The sequence below is a fragment of the Streptomyces sp. NBC_00009 genome (assembly GCF_045040855.1).
GTDB classification, from domain to species: Bacteria; Actinomycetota; Actinomycetes; order Streptomycetales; family Streptomycetaceae; genus Streptomyces; species Streptomyces aureus.
Genome location: NZ_CP108312.1, coordinates 6,844,034 through 6,860,022, shown reverse-complemented (window position 1 = coordinate 6,860,022; position 15,989 = coordinate 6,844,034). Strand labels below are relative to the sequence as shown.

Annotated in this window: 12 protein-coding genes; 5 read left to right on the top strand and 7 right to left on the bottom strand. The window is 71.2% G+C overall.

What is annotated here, in order from left to right:
- Positions 1-23 precede the first annotated feature (23 nt).
- From OHA58_RS31025 to OHA58_RS31005, 5 genes are all read right to left on the bottom strand, one after another.
- A complete protein-coding gene (locus OHA58_RS31025; protein WP_405482853.1) occupies positions 24-629 on the bottom strand; it encodes a GTP-binding protein in 606 nt (201 codons plus the stop codon).
- The gene (locus OHA58_RS31020) at positions 610-4,257 is read right to left on the bottom strand and encodes a hydantoinase B/oxoprolinase family protein (protein WP_405482851.1); all 3,648 of its coding nucleotides are present in this window, start codon (positions 4,255-4,257) and stop codon (positions 610-612) included. The genes OHA58_RS31025 and OHA58_RS31020 overlap by 20 nt, the downstream gene beginning before the upstream one ends.
- Before the next feature lie 73 nt (positions 4,258-4,330).
- Complete coding sequence (locus OHA58_RS31015) at positions 4,331-4,735, bottom strand: DUF742 domain-containing protein (RefSeq protein ID WP_405482850.1); 405 nt, start codon at positions 4,733-4,735, stop codon at positions 4,331-4,333.
- A gap of 9 nt (positions 4,736-4,744) precedes the next feature.
- Entirely contained in the window at positions 4,745-5,185 is a 441-nt protein-coding gene (locus tag OHA58_RS31010; protein ID WP_100597501.1) for a roadblock/LC7 domain-containing protein, read from the bottom strand.
- Positions 5,182-8,043 carry a nitrate- and nitrite sensing domain-containing protein gene (locus OHA58_RS31005; protein ID WP_405482847.1) on the bottom strand — a complete coding sequence of 954 codons (2,862 nt, stop codon included), beginning with the start codon at positions 8,041-8,043 and terminating at the stop codon, positions 5,182-5,184. The genes OHA58_RS31010 and OHA58_RS31005 overlap by 4 nt, the downstream gene beginning before the upstream one ends.
- Positions 8,044-8,457: 414 nt before the next feature.
- On the opposite strand from OHA58_RS31005, the gene OHA58_RS31000 reads away from it, so the two are divergent.
- Positions 8,458-8,895 carry a hypothetical protein gene (locus tag OHA58_RS31000; RefSeq protein ID WP_405482846.1) on the top strand — a complete coding sequence of 146 codons (438 nt, stop codon included), beginning with the start codon at positions 8,458-8,460 and terminating at the stop codon, positions 8,893-8,895.
- A gap of 136 nt (positions 8,896-9,031) precedes the next feature.
- On the opposite strand, the gene OHA58_RS30995 is transcribed toward OHA58_RS31000, so the two are convergent.
- Positions 9,032-10,219 carry an NAD(P)/FAD-dependent oxidoreductase gene (locus tag OHA58_RS30995; protein WP_405485265.1) on the bottom strand — a complete coding sequence of 396 codons (1,188 nt, stop codon included), beginning with the start codon at positions 10,217-10,219 and terminating at the stop codon, positions 9,032-9,034.
- A gap of 32 nt (positions 10,220-10,251) precedes the next feature.
- Positions 10,252-10,572, bottom strand: a complete 321-nt coding sequence (locus tag OHA58_RS30990; protein ID WP_116503570.1) for a bifunctional 3-phenylpropionate/cinnamic acid dioxygenase ferredoxin subunit — start codon at positions 10,570-10,572, stop codon at positions 10,252-10,254.
- Between the two features lie 176 nt (positions 10,573-10,748).
- Between OHA58_RS30990 and OHA58_RS30985 the strand changes: the two genes are divergently transcribed.
- From OHA58_RS30985 to OHA58_RS30970, 4 genes are all read left to right on the top strand, one after another.
- On the top strand, positions 10,749-11,567 hold the full coding sequence (locus OHA58_RS30985) for an IclR family transcriptional regulator (protein ID WP_405482844.1): 819 nt from the start codon (positions 10,749-10,751) through the stop codon (positions 11,565-11,567).
- Positions 11,568-11,770: 203 nt separating this feature from the next.
- The gene (locus OHA58_RS30980) at positions 11,771-12,856 is read left to right on the top strand and encodes an S-(hydroxymethyl)mycothiol dehydrogenase (RefSeq protein ID WP_405482843.1); all 1,086 of its coding nucleotides are present in this window, start codon (positions 11,771-11,773) and stop codon (positions 12,854-12,856) included.
- Positions 12,853-13,473: an MBL fold metallo-hydrolase gene (locus OHA58_RS30975; protein ID WP_405482841.1), complete on the top strand. Its 621-nt coding sequence runs from the start codon at positions 12,853-12,855 to the stop codon at positions 13,471-13,473. The genes OHA58_RS30980 and OHA58_RS30975 overlap by 4 nt, the downstream gene beginning before the upstream one ends.
- Positions 13,474-13,506: 33 nt before the next feature.
- On the top strand, positions 13,507-15,975 hold the full coding sequence (locus OHA58_RS30970; RefSeq protein WP_405482840.1) for an FAD-dependent oxidoreductase: 2,469 nt from the start codon (positions 13,507-13,509) through the stop codon (positions 15,973-15,975).
- Positions 15,976-15,989 lie beyond the last annotated feature (14 nt).

Genomic DNA, 15,989 nt, shown 5'->3' with positions numbered 1-15,989 from the left:
TCCTCCGTCGGCGCGCGGGCGGTTCAGGTGGTGGCCGGCTGGCGGCGGCGCGCGCCCACGGCCATCGCGTGCTCGACGACACCGATGAGGACCTCCTTGACGGTCTCCTTCTCGCGCGCGTCGCAATGCAGGACGGGCACGTCGGAGTCGAGGTCGAGGGCCTGCCGTACGTCGTCGGCCGGGTAACGAGCCGATCCCTCGAAGCAGTTGACGCCCACGACGAACGGTATGGAGCGCCGCTCGAAGTAGTCGACGGCGGCGAAGCAGTCCTCCAGGCGGCGGGTGTCGGCGAGGACCACGGCACCCAGAGCGCCGGTCGCCAGCTCGTCCCACAGGAACCAGAAACGGTCCTGCCCGGGGGTGCCGAAGAGGTAGAGCACCAGGTCCTCGCGGAGCGTGATCCGGCCGAAGTCCATGGCGACCGTGGTGGTGTGCTTGCCCTCGACGCCCCGGGTGTCGTCGAGCGGGCGGCCCGCCTCGCTGAGCAGCTCCTCGGTGCGCAGGGGTTTGATCTCACTGACCGCACCGACGAGCGTCGTCTTGCCCACGCCGAATCCGCCGGCCACGAGGATCTTGAGCGTGACGGGCTCCACGGGGGGCTTGCCGCGCTCAGAACGCCCGAAGATCATGGGTCTCTTCTCCTGCCTCACTGCTGTCGCTGTGGTCGTTCCCGGCGGGCGGCGGCGGACCGTATCCGCCGCCTCCGGGGGTTTCGATGACGAGTACGTCGCCGGGGAGCACGTCCGCCGAGTCGCTGCCAGCGAGCCGGTCGACCGTGCCGTCGGGGTGCTCCACGGAGTTGGCGCCCAGGGCCCCCGGCCCGCCGCCCGCCATGCCGTACGGCGGGACCCTGCGGTGCTGCGAGAGGGTGGACACGGTCATGGGTTCGAGGAAGCGGAGGCGGCGTACGGCGCCGTCGCCGCCGTGCCACCGTCCGGGGCCCCCGCTGCCGCGCCGCACGGCGAACTCCTCGAGCAGGACGGGCAGTCGCCACTCCAGAACCTCGGGGTCGGTGAGCCGCGAGTTGGTCATGTGGGTCTGTACGACGGGCGCTCCGTGGAAGCCGTTGCCGGCGCCGGAGCCCGAGGCCACGGTCTCGTAGTACTGGTGGCTCTCGTTGCCGAAGGTCACGTTGTTCATCGTCCCGGAGCCCTCGGCCTGGACGCCCAGGGCCGCGTAGAGGGCGCCGGTGATGGCCTGGGAGGTCTCCACGTTGCCGGCGACGACGGCGGCGGGCGGCTCGGGGGCGAGGAACGAGCCGGGCGGGACGACGATGCGCAAGGGGCGCAGGCAGCCGTCGTTGAGGGGGATGTCGTCGTCCACGAGGGTGCGGAAGACGTACAGGACGGCCGCGTTGACGACGGCGAAGGGCGCGTTGAAGTTGGTGGCGAGCTGTGGTGACGTGCCGGTGAAGTCGACGGTCGCGCTGCGCTGTTCGCGGTCCACGGTGATCCGGACGCGGATCACGGCGCCCGAGTCGGTCTCGTAGGCGAACTCGCCGTCCTGTAGTGCGTCGACGACGCGGCGCACCGCTTCCTCCGCGTTGTCCTGGACGTGCTTCATGTACGCCTGGACGACGTCGAGCCCGAAGTGGTCGATCATGCGGGCGACTTCGTCGACGCCCTTCTGGTTGGCGGCGATCTGGGCGCGCAGGTCGGCGAGGTTGGTCCGCGGGTTGCGCGACGGATACGGGCCGCCGGTGAGCAGGCCCAGGGTCTGCGTCTCGCGGAAGCGGCCCCCTTCGACGAGCAGCCAGTTGTCGAAGAGGATGCCTTCCTCTTCGATGGTGCGGCTGCCCGCGGGCATGGAGCCGGGGGCGATGCCGCCGATCTCCGCGTGGTGGCCGCGCGAGGCGACGTAGAACAGGATCCGCTCACCCTCCGTGTCGAAGACCGGGGTGATGACGGTGACGTCGGGGAGGTGGGTGCCCCCGTGGTAGGGGTCGTTGACGGCGTACGTGTCCCCCGGCCGCATGCGCGTGCCGCGGCGGCGGATGACCTCCTTGACGCTTGTGCCCATGGATCCCAGGTGGACGGGGATGTGGGGGGCGTTCGCGACGAGGCTGCCGTCGGGGTCGAAGAGCGCGCAGGAGAAGTCGAGGCGCTCCTTGATGTTGACCGACTGGGAGGTGGACTCCAGGCGGGCGCCCATCTGTTCGGCGATCGACATGAAGAGGTTGTTGAAGACCTCGAGGAGTACGGGGTCGGCTGCCGTGCCGATGTCGGAACTCTCCGTGACCGCCGCGCGTTCCATGATCAGGTGGCCGTCGTCCGTCACGGCCGCTCGCCAGCCGTCGTCCACGACCGTCGTGGAACCGGACTCGGCGATGATCGCGGGTCCGGTGACGCTTTCGCCGGGCGGCAGTTGGTCGCGTCGGTGCAGGGGCACGTCGCGCCAGGCGCCGCCGGTGTGGAGGCTGACGGTTTCCGGGGCGGCGGGCGGGGCCGAGCGGGGTGCGAGGGCGGACAGATCGGGGGGTGCGGTGAGGCCGGTTGCTTCGACGGAGAGTGCTTCGACGACGAGAGGGCGGTCGAGGGTGAAGGAGTAGGTGGCGCGATGGCGTTCTTCGAAGGCGGCGCGCATCGTGTCGGGGTCCGTGAGTTCCACGGTGAGCGTGGTGTCGGTGCCGTCGTAGCGCAGTTGGGCCCGGCGGGTGACGCGGACGCGGTCCTCGGGCACGTCCTCGGCGAGGAGTTCGGCGCGGGCCGCGCCCTCCAGGTCGTCGGCGGTCTTGTGGACGTGCAGCATGGCGGACGGTTCGAGCGGCGCCTCGACGGACTGCTCGCGCATGGCGGTCGTGTCGGCGAGGCCGATGCCGAGAGCGGACAGGACTCCCGCCATGGGCGGTACGAGGACGGTGCGGATGCCGAGTGAGTCGGCGACCCGGCACGCGTGCTGGCCACCGGCTCCGCCGAACGTGGTGAGGGCGTAGCGGGTGACGTCGTGGCCCTTTTGGACGGAGATCCGCTTCACGGCGTTCGCGATGTTGGCGACGGCGATCTGCAGATAGCCCTCGGCGACCTGTTCGGGGGTGCGGTCGTCGCCGGTGCGGTCGCGGATCTCGCGGGCGAGCGCGGCGAAGCGGTCCCGTACGAGGGTGTGGTCCAGGGGCTGGTCCCCCTCGGGGCCGAACACTCTGGGGAAATGGGCGGGTTGGATGCGCCCGAGGGCCACGTTCGCGTCGGTGACGGTGAGCGGGCCCCCGCCGCGGTAGCAGGCGGGGCCCGGGTCGGCGCCCGCGGAGTCGGGGCCCACGCGGTAGCGGCTGCCGTCGAAGTGGAGTACGGACCCGCCGCCGGCCGCGACGGTGTGGATGTCGAGCATGGGGGCGCGCAGGCGCACGCCGGCGATCTGCGTGGTGAAGACGCGCTCGTACTCCCCCGCGTAGTGCGACACGTCGGTGGACGTGCCGCCCATGTCGAAGCCGATGACGCGGTCGAAGCCGGCGAGGCGGGAGACCCGGGCCATGCCGACGATGCCGCCGGCTGGTCCGGACAGGATGGCGTCCTTGCCGCGGAACTGTCCGGCCTCGGTGAGCCCGCCGTTGGACTGCATGAACATCAGGCGTACGCCAGCGAGTTGGTCCGCCACCTGCTGGACGTAGCGGCGAAGGACCGGCGACAGGTAGGCGTCGACGACCGTCGTGTCCCCGCGCGGGACGACCTTCATCAGGGGGCTGACCTCGCTGGAGAGCGAGATCTGCGGGAAGCCGATCCTGGCCGCGAGGGCGCCGATCCGCCGCTCGTGGTCGGGGTACAGATAGCTGTGCATGCAGACGACGGCGAGTGCCCTGATCCCGTCGTCGTACGCCTGGCGCAGCGACACTTCGAGTGCGTCCGTGTCGAGGGGGGTGAGGACGGCGCCGTGGGCGTCGACGCGCTCGTCGGCTTCGATGACCCGTTCGTGGAGCAGCTCGGGCAGTTCGATGCGGCGCGCGAAGATGCGGGGCCTGTTCTGGTACGCGATGCGCAGGGCGTCGCGAAAGCCCCGGGTGACGACCAGGGCGGTGCGTTCGCCCTTGCGTTCCAGGAGGGCGTTGGTGGCGACGGTGGTGCCCATGCGGACGGAGTCGACGCGGGTGTGCCCCGACTCGCCCTCGCTGTCGAGGAGTTCACGGATCGCAGCGACGGCGGGGTCGCGGTAGCGGGCGGGGTTGTCGGACAGGAGCTTGTGGGTGAGCAGGCGCCCGTCGGGGTGCCGCGCGACGACATCGGTGAACGTGCCGCCTCGGTCGATCCAGAACTGCCAGCCTGTCACGCGCGTCTCCGTTGTTCGCCCCGCTGCTCGCCTGGTCCCCACCCCCCGTGTGTGGCCTCGGTGTACGCGTGGGTCAGAGCGCCCTGAGACCGTTGATCACGTCGCGCAGAATACTCTCGTCCGGGAGCTCGGCAGGGGGTACGGGCCGGGTCACATGGACCAGTTCCCCGTCGACGAGATCGCCGATGAGGACGCGTACGACACCGATGGGAAGGTCGAGTTCCGCGGCGAGTTCGGCCACGGACTGAGGGCTGTGGCGGCACAGCCCGACGATGTCCACGTGCTCCGGGGACAGCGTCTGGTCGGCGGCGGGGTCGCCGCTGCGGTGTTCTGCGACGACGACCGCGATCAGGTCGAGACGATGCTGGGCCGCGCTGGTGGTGCGGCCGCGTGTCATGGCGTACGGGCGAACCACCGGTCCGGCGTCGTCGTCGAACCAGTGGTACGTCTCCTGCGTCCCCTCCCCGTCAGGACTCATACCGGCCCACTACCCGCCGGCGGACAGATCGGTGCGCGGAGCGGTCCCCAGATGCACGCCGACCCGCTTGACCAGCAAGGTCATCTCGTACGCGACGAGACCGACGTCGGAGTCCGCGTCCGACAGGACGGCGAGGCAGCTGCCGTCGCCGGCGGCCGTGACGAAGAGGAAGGCGTCGTCCAGCTCCACGACGGTCTGGCGGACGCTGCCCGCCTCGAAGTGCCGGCCGACCCCCTTGGCCAGGCTGTGGAAGCCGGAGGCGACGGCGGCGAGGTGCTCGCTGTCCTCCCGGGTGAGGTCCTTGGAGACCCCGGTCGGGAGGCCGTCCCCGGACAGCACGAGCGCCTTGCGGATACTGGCGACGCGCTCCACCAGGTCGTCCAGGAGCCAGTTCAGCTCCCCGGAACCGCCGTTCGCGGTGGTGTGTGCTGCGGCCTTCGGTGCGGTCATCGACCGTCCCCCTCAGATGTCGTTCCCTGTGCTGTGCCGTCGGAGGCGTCGTCGCCTGCGGCGTTCTCCTCGCGGCCGCGGCGCCAGCCCCGCTGGAGCGAGGCCATCCTGTTGCGGACCTCGTCGGCGTCGCGCTCGGCGGGGCTGTCCGAGTGGTTGGGCCCCTCCCGGTCTGCGGCGCGGTCGGCGCGCAGGTCGGGTCCTTCCTTGAGCTGCGGGGCGAGATTGGCCTGCCGCACACGGCGGGGCAGACCGCTCGGCGCGGGGGCGTCGGCGGCCGGTTCCGGCGCGGGGTCGCGCACCGGCTCCGGGCGACGTGCAGGAGTCACGTCCCCCGTGGCCTCGGCACGGGCGCGCCTGCGCGGCAGGTCCGGCGCGGACGCCGACGTGAGACGGCGCTCGCGGGGTCCCTCCGGGGCTTCCGGACGGTACGTGTCCCCGGAGGTGTCCGGGGTCGGGGCCGTGGGCTCGGGTGGGACGCTGCCCGGGGTCCCGGGCTGCGCGTCCGTGCTGCGGTTGTCCGGTTCCGGCTCTCCGGACCTCGTGTGGGTGACGGGCCTGCCGTGCGAGCTGACGAGCTTGGGCGCCCTGCGGCGCGGCAGCGGCACGGGCGCTTCATCGGCGTCGGGGCCTTCGGGTCCACCGGCGCGGTGGGTCGGCTCGGGCCGGTTCTCGAACTCGTCGCGCGCGTGCTGGTGCTGCTCTCCGGGGAGCCCGGCGGAGCGGCGGCGCGGCCGGAAGAGCCCGCCTCGTTCGCTGTCCTCGTCGTCGAGTGCGCCGGGGAAGGGCGCGAGGCCCGACGCCGCCAGAGGCGCCTCCAGCTCCACGGGCCCGTCCAGGAGGGAGGCGGGAAGGCCCGGGAGCGGGCTGCCTGCCGTGGAGAGCTTCGGGGAGCGCACGCCGGGGCCCTCGCCGCGCCCGGAGCTGTTCGGACGGTCGAGACGGAAGCCGGCGCCCTCGGTGTCGGGGGCCTCGGTGAGCAGAGTGTCCGGGATGAAGACGACCGCGGTCGTGCCGCCGTACGGGGACGGCTGGAGCGAGACGCGGACGTTCTGGCGCTGGGCGAGCCGGCTGACCACGAAGAGGCCGAGCCGGTCGGTGTCGGAGAGTTCGAACTCGGGCGTCTCGGCCAGCCGCAGATTGGCGTCGAGGAGCGCGTCGGCCGCCATGCCGAGGCCCCGGTCGTGGATCTCCAGGGTGAAGCCGTTCGCGACGCGCTCGCCGATGACGTGCACCGCGGTGTGCGGCGGCGAGAACACCGTGGCGTTCTCCAGGAGTTCGGCCACGAGGTGGGTGAGGTCGGCGACGGCGGGGCCGGTGACCGCGATGCGCGGCAGGCGCCGGACCTCGATGCGCTCGTAGTCCTCCACCTCGGCGACGGAGGCCCGGACGATGTCCATGAGCTGGACGGGCCTGCGCCACTGCCGGGAGGGGGCAGCCCCGGAGAGGATCACCAGGCCCTCCGCGTGGCGCCGCATGCGTGTGGTCAGGTGGTCGAGGCGGAACAGGTCGGCGAGTTCGTCGGTGTCCTCGGTCCTGCGCTCCATCGTGTCGAGCAGGGTGAGCTGCTTGTGGAGGAGCACCTGGCTGCGCCGGGCGAGGTTGACGAAGACCTCGGAGACGCCGTGGCGCAGTTCGGCCTGTTTCACGGCCGCCTCGACGGCGGAGCGCTGAAGGGTGTTGAGCGCCTGTCCGACCTGACCGATCTCGTTCTTGTCGTACTCCAGGCGGGGGGCCTCGGTCTCCACGTCGACGCGTTCGCCGGCCGCGAGGCGGCGCATCACGCTGGGCAGCCGGACACCGGAGGCCTCGTGGGCCTCCAGGCGCAGCCGCCGCAGGTCGCGGACGAGGCTGCGGCCGATGCGTACGGACAGGAACAGCGAGAGCAGCAGCGCGAGCAGGCCGAGCACACCGGCGGCTCCGGCCTGCAGGAAGACGTTGATCGCGACGGGGCGCGCCCGGTCCTGGTAGCGCTCCGTGGCGGCGGTGTCGCGCTTGACCAGCTCGTCGAGCACTTGGCCCGAAGCGTCGTTCCAGGCACGTGCGGTGACGCCCCTGGGGGTGCCCGCCGTGGAGTCGGCGAGTGTGTTCTCCGCCGTGCGCAGGGCCGCCGTGTCGGCGCTCTTCCAGTAGCGCTCGAACTCGGCGCGGTCGTCGTCGGGGAGCAGCGCGAGGCTGGTGTCGTACAGGATGCCGCGCTGGGCGACGAGGTCGGAGACCTGACGGAGTTCCTTGTGCGTGATCCTGCGGGCGACGAGCGCCGAGCCGACCAACGCGTCCTCGCGGGACAGCAGTTCACGCGCGCGCAGCACGCCGATGACGGCGCGGCCCTGGCGGTCCATCGTCGAGTTGTCGAAGGAGCTGAGCGTGAGCAGGAAGTCGTACGTCGGGTCGATGAGGCGGTTGTAGAAGTCGAGGGCCTGCTCGCGGGTGACGGTTCCTTCGTCGACGTTGCGGCGCAGGGACTCGATGCCGTCGAATCCCTCGACGACGGTGGAGATGCGGCGCCGGGAGTCGTCGCTCATGTCGTCGCGGATCCCGGAGTTCTCGGCCTTCGCCTTGATCTGGGCCATCGCCTCGTCGGAGGCGCTGCGGCGACTGCGCAGCTTGGAGAGGGCGTCGGAGGCCCGGGGGTCGGCCAGATAGACAAGGGTCTGGCGGCGCTCTTCCTGAAGGATCCGGCCGGCGTCGGCGATCGGGTAGCCGATCTCGTCCGCGACCCTCCCCGACGACAGCAGCTGCGTCGCGGCGCGGCCCGTGATCACCGTGGAGAAAGCCCAGATGGCGGTCAGGGATACCAGCGGCACCAGGAGCAACGCCACGATCTTCCGGCGGATGGACTTCCCGCGAAAGCGCATGGCCTCCCCCAGATCGACCCCTGCGGTCAGGGGTACACATGTGCGGCAACAAACGGCGCGAGCCTACTACTGACGCAGGTGCAACTCGAAGGGCTGTCCGGATGCTGTCCGGTGGCAGGTGGAGTGGGACGTCAGCATGTGTCCGGGCATTGCGGGAGATTGCATCCCGCAAAGTGGCTCTCGGAATCCGGCACCATCCGGCCGGACTCGGGCGGCAGTTGGCCGGAATCGATCGATCTTCGGCGGGGCGGAAGTGACCGCCGCAATTCGGGGGAATCTTTCGACGCCGCCGTACGTCCTTCCTTACGGGGCATACGCGATGAGGCCCGCACGAGGTGAGCGGGCAGCGTAAAGCGGCGCAATCCGGGCAGCCATCGAAGGGCCCCGGTGCGGGAGCACCCAGGGCGGCGGGCTGTGACGGCGGTGGGGAGTGGCGAACTGATGGGCACGGCAGAGCGGCGCGGGGAGTTGTGGGTCGAGGAGCCGGCGGGGCGGCGCCGGATGCCTGATCCGGTGCGGACGGCGGCGGTACGGGCGGTGCTCATCGTCGCGCTGACCCTGATGCAGGCGGTGATCGCGTTCCTGTGCACCGTCGCCGACTCATGGCTGGCGTTCCCGATGGTGCTGAGCAGCGTGGGGAGCACGGTCGTGGCGACCTGGGGCGTGCTGGACGTCTGGGTGACCCGACAGGTTTGGAACCAGCGCAACGGCGTGGTGTCCGCGCCCAATAGCACGGCGCGGCAGTTGCGCAGGGAGCGTCGCCAGGCCCGCCGGCAGGCACGCGCGCAGGGCCGTCCGGCCCCGGAACGCATACGGAGGCGTGGCGGGGCCGGACAGTTGACGCATACGTAGACGCGTGCAGCTGGCTCGTCGGTAGTCAGGTGCGCGTGAGTGCGCCTGCGTAGGTGGGTGGGATGGGATCGGTGGCAGTCACGTAGCGCTGGGACAGGTGTCGGCTACCTACGCGCGCCCGAGGCGAGAGCCGCCGTCACAGCGCCACCGCCTCCGCGACGTTCTGCACGACCGGTCGCGCCTCGCCGCGCGCCAGCTCCCGGCGCACGCGTGTGAAGGGTCGCGGCCGGTCCACCGCGAGCGCGGCCGTGGTCACGCCCGCGCGCTCGTAGAGTGCGAGGAAACTCCCGTCCTCCACGGCGCCTTCGACGACTCGGACCAGGTCCCCGTCCCTTCTGCGCCCGGCGAACTGGATGCGCGAGCCGTACTGGTCCGACCAGAAGTACGGCAGCGGCCGCACGGTCTCGACGGCGCGGCCCGCCAGCAGGTTGCGCACGGCGACCCGCGGCTGGGCCGTGGCGCTCGTCCAGTGCTCGGCCCGCGCCCCGCCCACGCGGGCCACATCGCCCACGGCCACGACCTGGGGCAGCGCCGTGACGCAGCCGTCGTCGCAGAGCACGCCGTCGTGCAACGCGAGTGTCGAACCGGCGAGCCAGCCCGTGTTGGGCACGGCACCGATGCCGACGACGACCACGTCGGCGGGCAGCACACGCCCGTCGGCCAGCTCCACGCCGTGGACCGTGCTGTCACCGTGCAGTGCCGCGACCCCGACGCCCGTGACCAGTTCCACCCTGCCGCGTGCGTGGAGCCCCGCGCACACCGCGGCCATCTCCGGCCCGAGTTGAGGCAGGAGCGGCAGCGGCGCCGCCTCCACGACGGTGACAAAGTGGCCGAGCGCTGCGCACGAAGACGCTGTCTCGGCGCCGATGAACCCGCCGCCGATCACGACCACGCGCCGCGGCCCGCGCAGCAGTTCGGCACGCAGGGAGCGAGCGTCGTCGAGGGTCCTGAGCGTGTGCACGCCGGTGAGGGCGGGGCCGGGCAGCCGGCGGGCGCTCGCCCCGGTGGCGATGACGACCCCGTCCGTGGACACCGTGCGGCCGTCCTCCAGGAGGACGGTGCGGCCGCGCGCGTCGAGCCCGCGGGCCCGCACGCCGAACATCCACTCGGCGCCCAGTTCCAGCGTCTCGTCGACGTCGGACAGGGCGAGCTGGTCCTCGCCGGCCTTCCCGAGGAGGAAGTCCTTGGACAGCGGCGGGCGGTCGTACGGGCGGTGCGGCTCCTCGCCCACGATGACGAGACGCCCGTCGAAGCCCTGGGCCCGCAGTTCACGCGCGGCGTACAGCCCGGCGAGCGAGGCGCCCACCACGGTCACGGTCCTCATGCCGGATCCCGTCCTCATTCCGTTGACAGTGCTCATGCGGCGGTACCTTCCTCGGCGGCAGGATGGACGTGGACCACGCCGTCGTCGACGGTCACCCGGTGGGTGCGTACGGGGCGGCGGGCGGGCAGGCAGGTCGGCCGCCCGGTGCGGAGATCGAATGAAGCCTCGTGGAGCGGGCATTCGACCAGACAGCCCTCCAGCCAGCCCTCCGACAGGGAGGCGTCCTGGTGGGTGCAGGTGTCGTCGATGGCGTACAGCTCACCGTCAGCATTGAAGACGGCGATGGGCGGTGCTGTGTCGATGCGGACGGATCCGCCCTCGGGGAGGTCTTCAAGGCGGCAGACGGGAATCACGGGCCCCCCTCTTTGGTCCAGGACTGTCTGGCTCAGGACTGTTCGGTAACATGAAGTTTCGTATGGCGCACGAGGGAGCGCTATGCGCAACAGAATCCGGTCGAGATGCCCGCCGCGTCAAGGGCTTCTCGAAGATGCGACCCGCCAAGGGGTCGCAAGGTGGTGAGAGTTGAGTGATGACCCGCAAGGAATTGCAGGCTGAGCCAGGCACGAGGACACCGGAGAAGACCCCGAAGGGCGCGGCCGGCGCCGTCCAGTCCGTGGACCGCGCGGTGAGTGTCCTCGAGATCCTCGCCCGGCTCGGCGAGGCGGGGGTCACCGAGATCGCCGACGAGCTGGACGTACACAAGTCCACCGCGTTCCGGTTGCTCGGAGTGCTGGAGAACCGCGGCCTGGTCGGGCAGGCCAAGGACCGCGGCAAGTACTACCTGGGGGCGGGGGTACTGCACCTCGCGGGGGCGGCGGCAGTGCGCCTGGACATCTCACAGGAGGGCGTGCCCGTCTGCCGTGAACTGGCCGACGAGCTGGGCGAGACGGTCAACATCGCGATCCTCGACGACGATGTCGCCGTCAACATCATGCAGGCGCGCGGCTCCGCCTCCGTGACGGCGCAGAACTGGCTGGGCAGACGCACCCCCCTGCACGCCACATCGAGCGGCAAGGTGCTGCTCGCCCATCTGCCGTCCGCGCTGCGCGAGGGCCTGCTCGCCCGCCCGCTGGCGCGCTTCACCCCGCACACGGCGACCGGGGCGGCGTCGCTGCGGGCCGAGCTGGAGGCCGTGCTCGACCAGGGGTACGCCGTCGCCGTGGAGGAGCTGGAGGTCGGCCTCGCCGCGGTCGCGGCCCCCGTGTTCGCCCACGACGGAAAGGTCATCGGCGCGATCAGCGCGTCGGGTCCCGTGTACCGGCTGACCGAGGAACACCTCCCTGAGCTGGCCAAACGCACCGTCGCGGCTTCGACCGAACTGTCGCGCCGGATGGGATACGGCTACTAGCAGGACGTTCCGCAGCACGGTTACTGAACGCGGGGTCAGGGAAACCTGGCCCCGCGTTCTGCGTGTGTCGACGAGGTTTCGGTGCGGCCGATCGTTTTGCCAAGCATTAACTCCCACCTCTTGACGGGGCCTTGATGGCGTTTCCAAGATGTTCCTCATCGCGCAACTGAGCGTGCATTGCGCAACAGCAGAGGAGTTTGGTCGTGCCACATGAGGTCCGCGCCGTCGTTGCTGTGAAGAAGGGCGCACCCGTCGAGGTGCAGACGATTGTCGTGCCCGATCCCGGCCCGGGCGAGGTTCTGGTCAAGGTGCAGGCGTGCGGGGTCTGCCACACGGATCTGCACTACCGGGAGGGCGCCATCAACGACGACTTCCCGTTCCTGCTCGGCCATGAGGCGGCCGGCACCGTCGAGTCCGTCGGCGAGGGGGTCACCGACCTCACCCCCGGCGACTACGTGGTGCTCGCCTGGCGCGCCCCCTGCGGCAACTGCCGTTCCTGCCGCCGCGGCCGCCCCTGGTACTGCTTCGACTCGCGCAACGCGACGCAGCCCATGACGCTGCTCGACGGAACGCCGCTGAGCCCCGCGCTCGGCATCGGCGCCTTCGCCGAGAAGACCCTGGTCGCGGCAGGACAGGCGATCAAGGTCGACCCTGCGGCGCGTCCCGAGGCCGCGGGCCTGATCGGCTGCGGCGTGATGGCCGGCTACGGCGCGGCCGTGAACACGGGCAACGTCCAGCGCGGCGACACCGTCGCCGTGATCGGCTGCGGCGGCGTCGGCAACGCGGCCATCGCGGGTGCCTGTCTCAACGGCGCGCGCCGCGTCATCGCCGTCGACATCGACGACAAGAAGCTCGACCAGGCCGAGAAGTTCGGCGCCACGCACACGGTCAACTCGCGTGGCACGGACGCGATCGAGGCGGTGCGTGCACTCACCGACGGGTTCGGCGTCGACATCGCCATCGACGCGGTCGGCCGCCCCGAGACGTACAAGCAGGCGTTCTACATGCGCGACCACGCGGGCGTGCTGGTCCAGGTCGGCGTGCCCGAGCCGGACATGACGCTGGACATTCCGCTCATCGACCTGTTCTCGCGCGGCGGCGCCCTCAAGTCCTCCTGGTACGGGGACTGCCTGCCGAGCCGTGACTTCCCGGTCCTCATCGACCAGTACCTCTACGGGCTGCTCGACCTGAACGGGTTCGTGACCGAGACGATCGCCCTCGACCAGGTGGAGGAGGCGTTCGCGAAGATGCACCGCGGCGAGGTGCTGCGCTCGGTGGTGGTCCTGTGAGCCCTGCGGTCCGTGCCGAACGCGTCGTCACCTCCGGCACGTTCAGCCTCGACGGCGAGACCTTCGACGTCGACAACAACGTCTGGCTGATCGGCGACGACGAGGAGGTCCTGATCGTCGACGCGGCGCACGACGCGCGGTCGATCACTGCCGCCGTCGCCGGACGCCGCGTCACCGCGATCGTCTGCACCCACGGGCACGACGACCACATAGGCGCCGCGGCCGATCTCGCCGAGGCGACCGGCGCCCCCGTTCTCCTGCATCCCGCCGAGCACGAGCTGTGGGAGGCGGTGCACCCGGACCGCAAGCCGGACGCGGAGCTCACCGACGGGATGCTCCTGACCGTCGCCGGGGTCGACGTCCAGGTCCTGCACACCCCCGGTCATTCCTGGGGCAGTTGCAGCCTCTACGTGCCGTTCCTCGACGCCGTGTTCACCGGCGACACCCTCTTCCACGGCGGCCCGGGCGCTACCGGCCGCTCGTACTCCGACGCCCCGACGATCGCGGCGTCCATCCGCGGCCGGCTCCTCACCCTGCCGGGCGGCACGGTTGTCCACACCGGCCACGGCCAGGACACGACCATCGCCGCAGAGCGCGCCAACATACCTGCCGCATAAGGCCATTCCATCCCCACCAGCATGAGGAGGGGCATGTCCAGCACGCCCGAAAAGCCCGGAACATCCAGCCCTCGCGTCGTCGTCATCGGCGCCGGAATCGTCGGCTGCTCCCTCGCCGACGAACTCACGGCCCGCGGCTGGACCGACGTCACCGTCCTCGAACAGGGCCCGCTGCCGGCCCCCGGCGGCTCCACCTCGCACGCGCCGGGACTGGTCTTCCAGACGGGTCCGTCCAAGACCCTCACGGAGTTCGCCCGGTACACGGTGGAGAAGTTCAACACCCTTGAGGTGGACGGTCTTTCCTGCTTCAACCCGGTGGGCGGCCTGGAGCTGGCGACCACCCCCGAACGCTGGGCCGACCTGCACCGCAAGGCCGGCTACGCCGCCTCCTGGGGCGTGCGGGGCGAACTCGTCAGCGCCGCCCGGTGCAAGGAGCTGTGGCCCCTCATCGACGAGTCGGCCGTACTCGGCGGCTTCCACACTCCCGACGACGGCCTGGCCCGCGCACTGCTCGCCTCCCGCGCCCAGATGGAACGCGCCCGCGGCCGCGGCGCCACGTTCCTCGACCGGCACACGGTCACCGGCATCGAGCAGGAGGACGGCCGGGTCACGGCGGTGGTCACCGACCGCGGCAGCTTCCCCGCCGACCACGTCGTCTCCGCCGCCGGATTCTGGGGCCCGGTGATCGGCCGCATGGCAGGCGTGGACGTCCCGCTCCTGCCCCTCGCGCACCAGTACGCGAAGACCGGGCCCATGGCGGAGCTCGCAGGGGCCAACGACCCCCGCACGGAAGCCTCGAAGCCGATCCTCCGCTTCCAGGACCGTGATCTGTACTTCCGTGAGCACACCGACCGCATCGGCATCGGCAGTTACGCCCACAAGCCGCTGCCCGTCGATCCGTTCAAGGTCCTCGACTACGACGAGGCGCGGGCGAGTCAGCTGGACATGCCGTCGTCGCTGCCTTTCACCGAGGAGGACTGGGCTCCCAGCTGGAAGGACTGCCGGTGGCTGATCCCCGCGCTGCGTGGGACGGAGATCGAGGAGGGCTTCAACGGCGTCTTCTCCTTCACGCCCGACGGGATGCCGGTCCTCGGCGAGACCCGTGCGCTGCGCGGATTCTGGCTGGCCGAGGCAGTGTGGGTGACGCATTCGGCGGGCGTCGCCAAGGCGGTCGCCGAGTGGATGGTCGACGGGCGGCCCTCCGTCGACGTGCACGAGTGCGACCTCACCCGCTTCGAGGACGCCCAGCGCTCCCCCTCCTACGTGCACGACCGCGGGGCGCAGCAGTTCGTCGAGGTCTACGACGTCCTGCACCCGCTCCAGCCGGCGGAGCAGCCGCGCCCGCTGCGGGTGAGCCCCTTCCACGCCCGCCAGGAGCAGCTCGGCGCGTACTTCCTGGAGGGCGGCGGCTGGGAGCGTCCGCACTGGTACGAGGCAAACGCGGACCTGCCCACCGGCGATCTGCCCGAGCGCGACGCCTGGTCGGCCCGCTACTGGTCGCCCATCGCGGCCGCCGAGGCAAAGGCCACCCGCGAGAAGGTCGCCCTCTACGACATGACGCCGCTGCGCCGCCTGGAGGTCACGGGTCCGGGCGCCCTCGACTTCCTCCAGCGCATGACGTCGAACAATCTCGCGAAGAAGCCGGGCGCGGTCACGTACACGCTCCTCCTGAACGAGGCGGGAGGCATCCGGTCCGACCTGACCGTCGCCCGTCTCGCGCCGGACCTGTTCCAGATCGGCGCGAACTCCCCCGCCGACCTGGACTGGCTCACGCGCCACGCGCCCGGTGACGTACAGATCCGGGACATCACCTCCGGGACCTGCTGCATCGGCGTCTGGGGCCCGCTGGCCCGCGACCTCGTCCAGCCGCTGACCCGCGACGACTTCTCGCACGAGGGCTTCGGCTACTTCCGCGCCAAGCAGACCTACCTCGGCCACGTGCCCGTCACCGCGATGCGCCTGAGTTACGTCGGTGAGCTGGGCTGGGAGCTGTACACCACCGCCGACCTGGGGCTGCGCCTGTGGGACACGCTGTGGGAGGCGGGGCGGGAGCACGGCGTGATCGCGGCCGGGCGCTCGGCCTTCAACAGCCTGCGCCTGGAGAAGGGCTACCGCTCCTGGGGCCACGACATGACCGAGGAGCACGACCCGTACGAAGCGGGCGTCGGATTCGCCGTCCGCATGGATCGCGGTGACTTCCTCGGCAGGGCCGCACTGGAGCGGAAGGGCGAGCAGCCGGCCCGGAGGCTCACGCCGCTCCTCCTGGACGACCCCGCGGCCGTCGTCCTCGGCAAGGAGCCCGTGCACGTCGAAGGGGTCCCGGCCGGTTACGTCACCAGCGCGTCGTACGGCTACACGCTGGGCCGCTGTGTCGCGTACGCGTGGCTACCGCCGCTCGCCGCCGGTACCGGCGTCCACATCGAGTACTTCGGCGAGAAGATCCCCGCGACCGTCGCCGACGAGCCCTTGTTCGACCCGAAGATGACCCGCATTCGCCGCTGACCGCACGGAGGTTC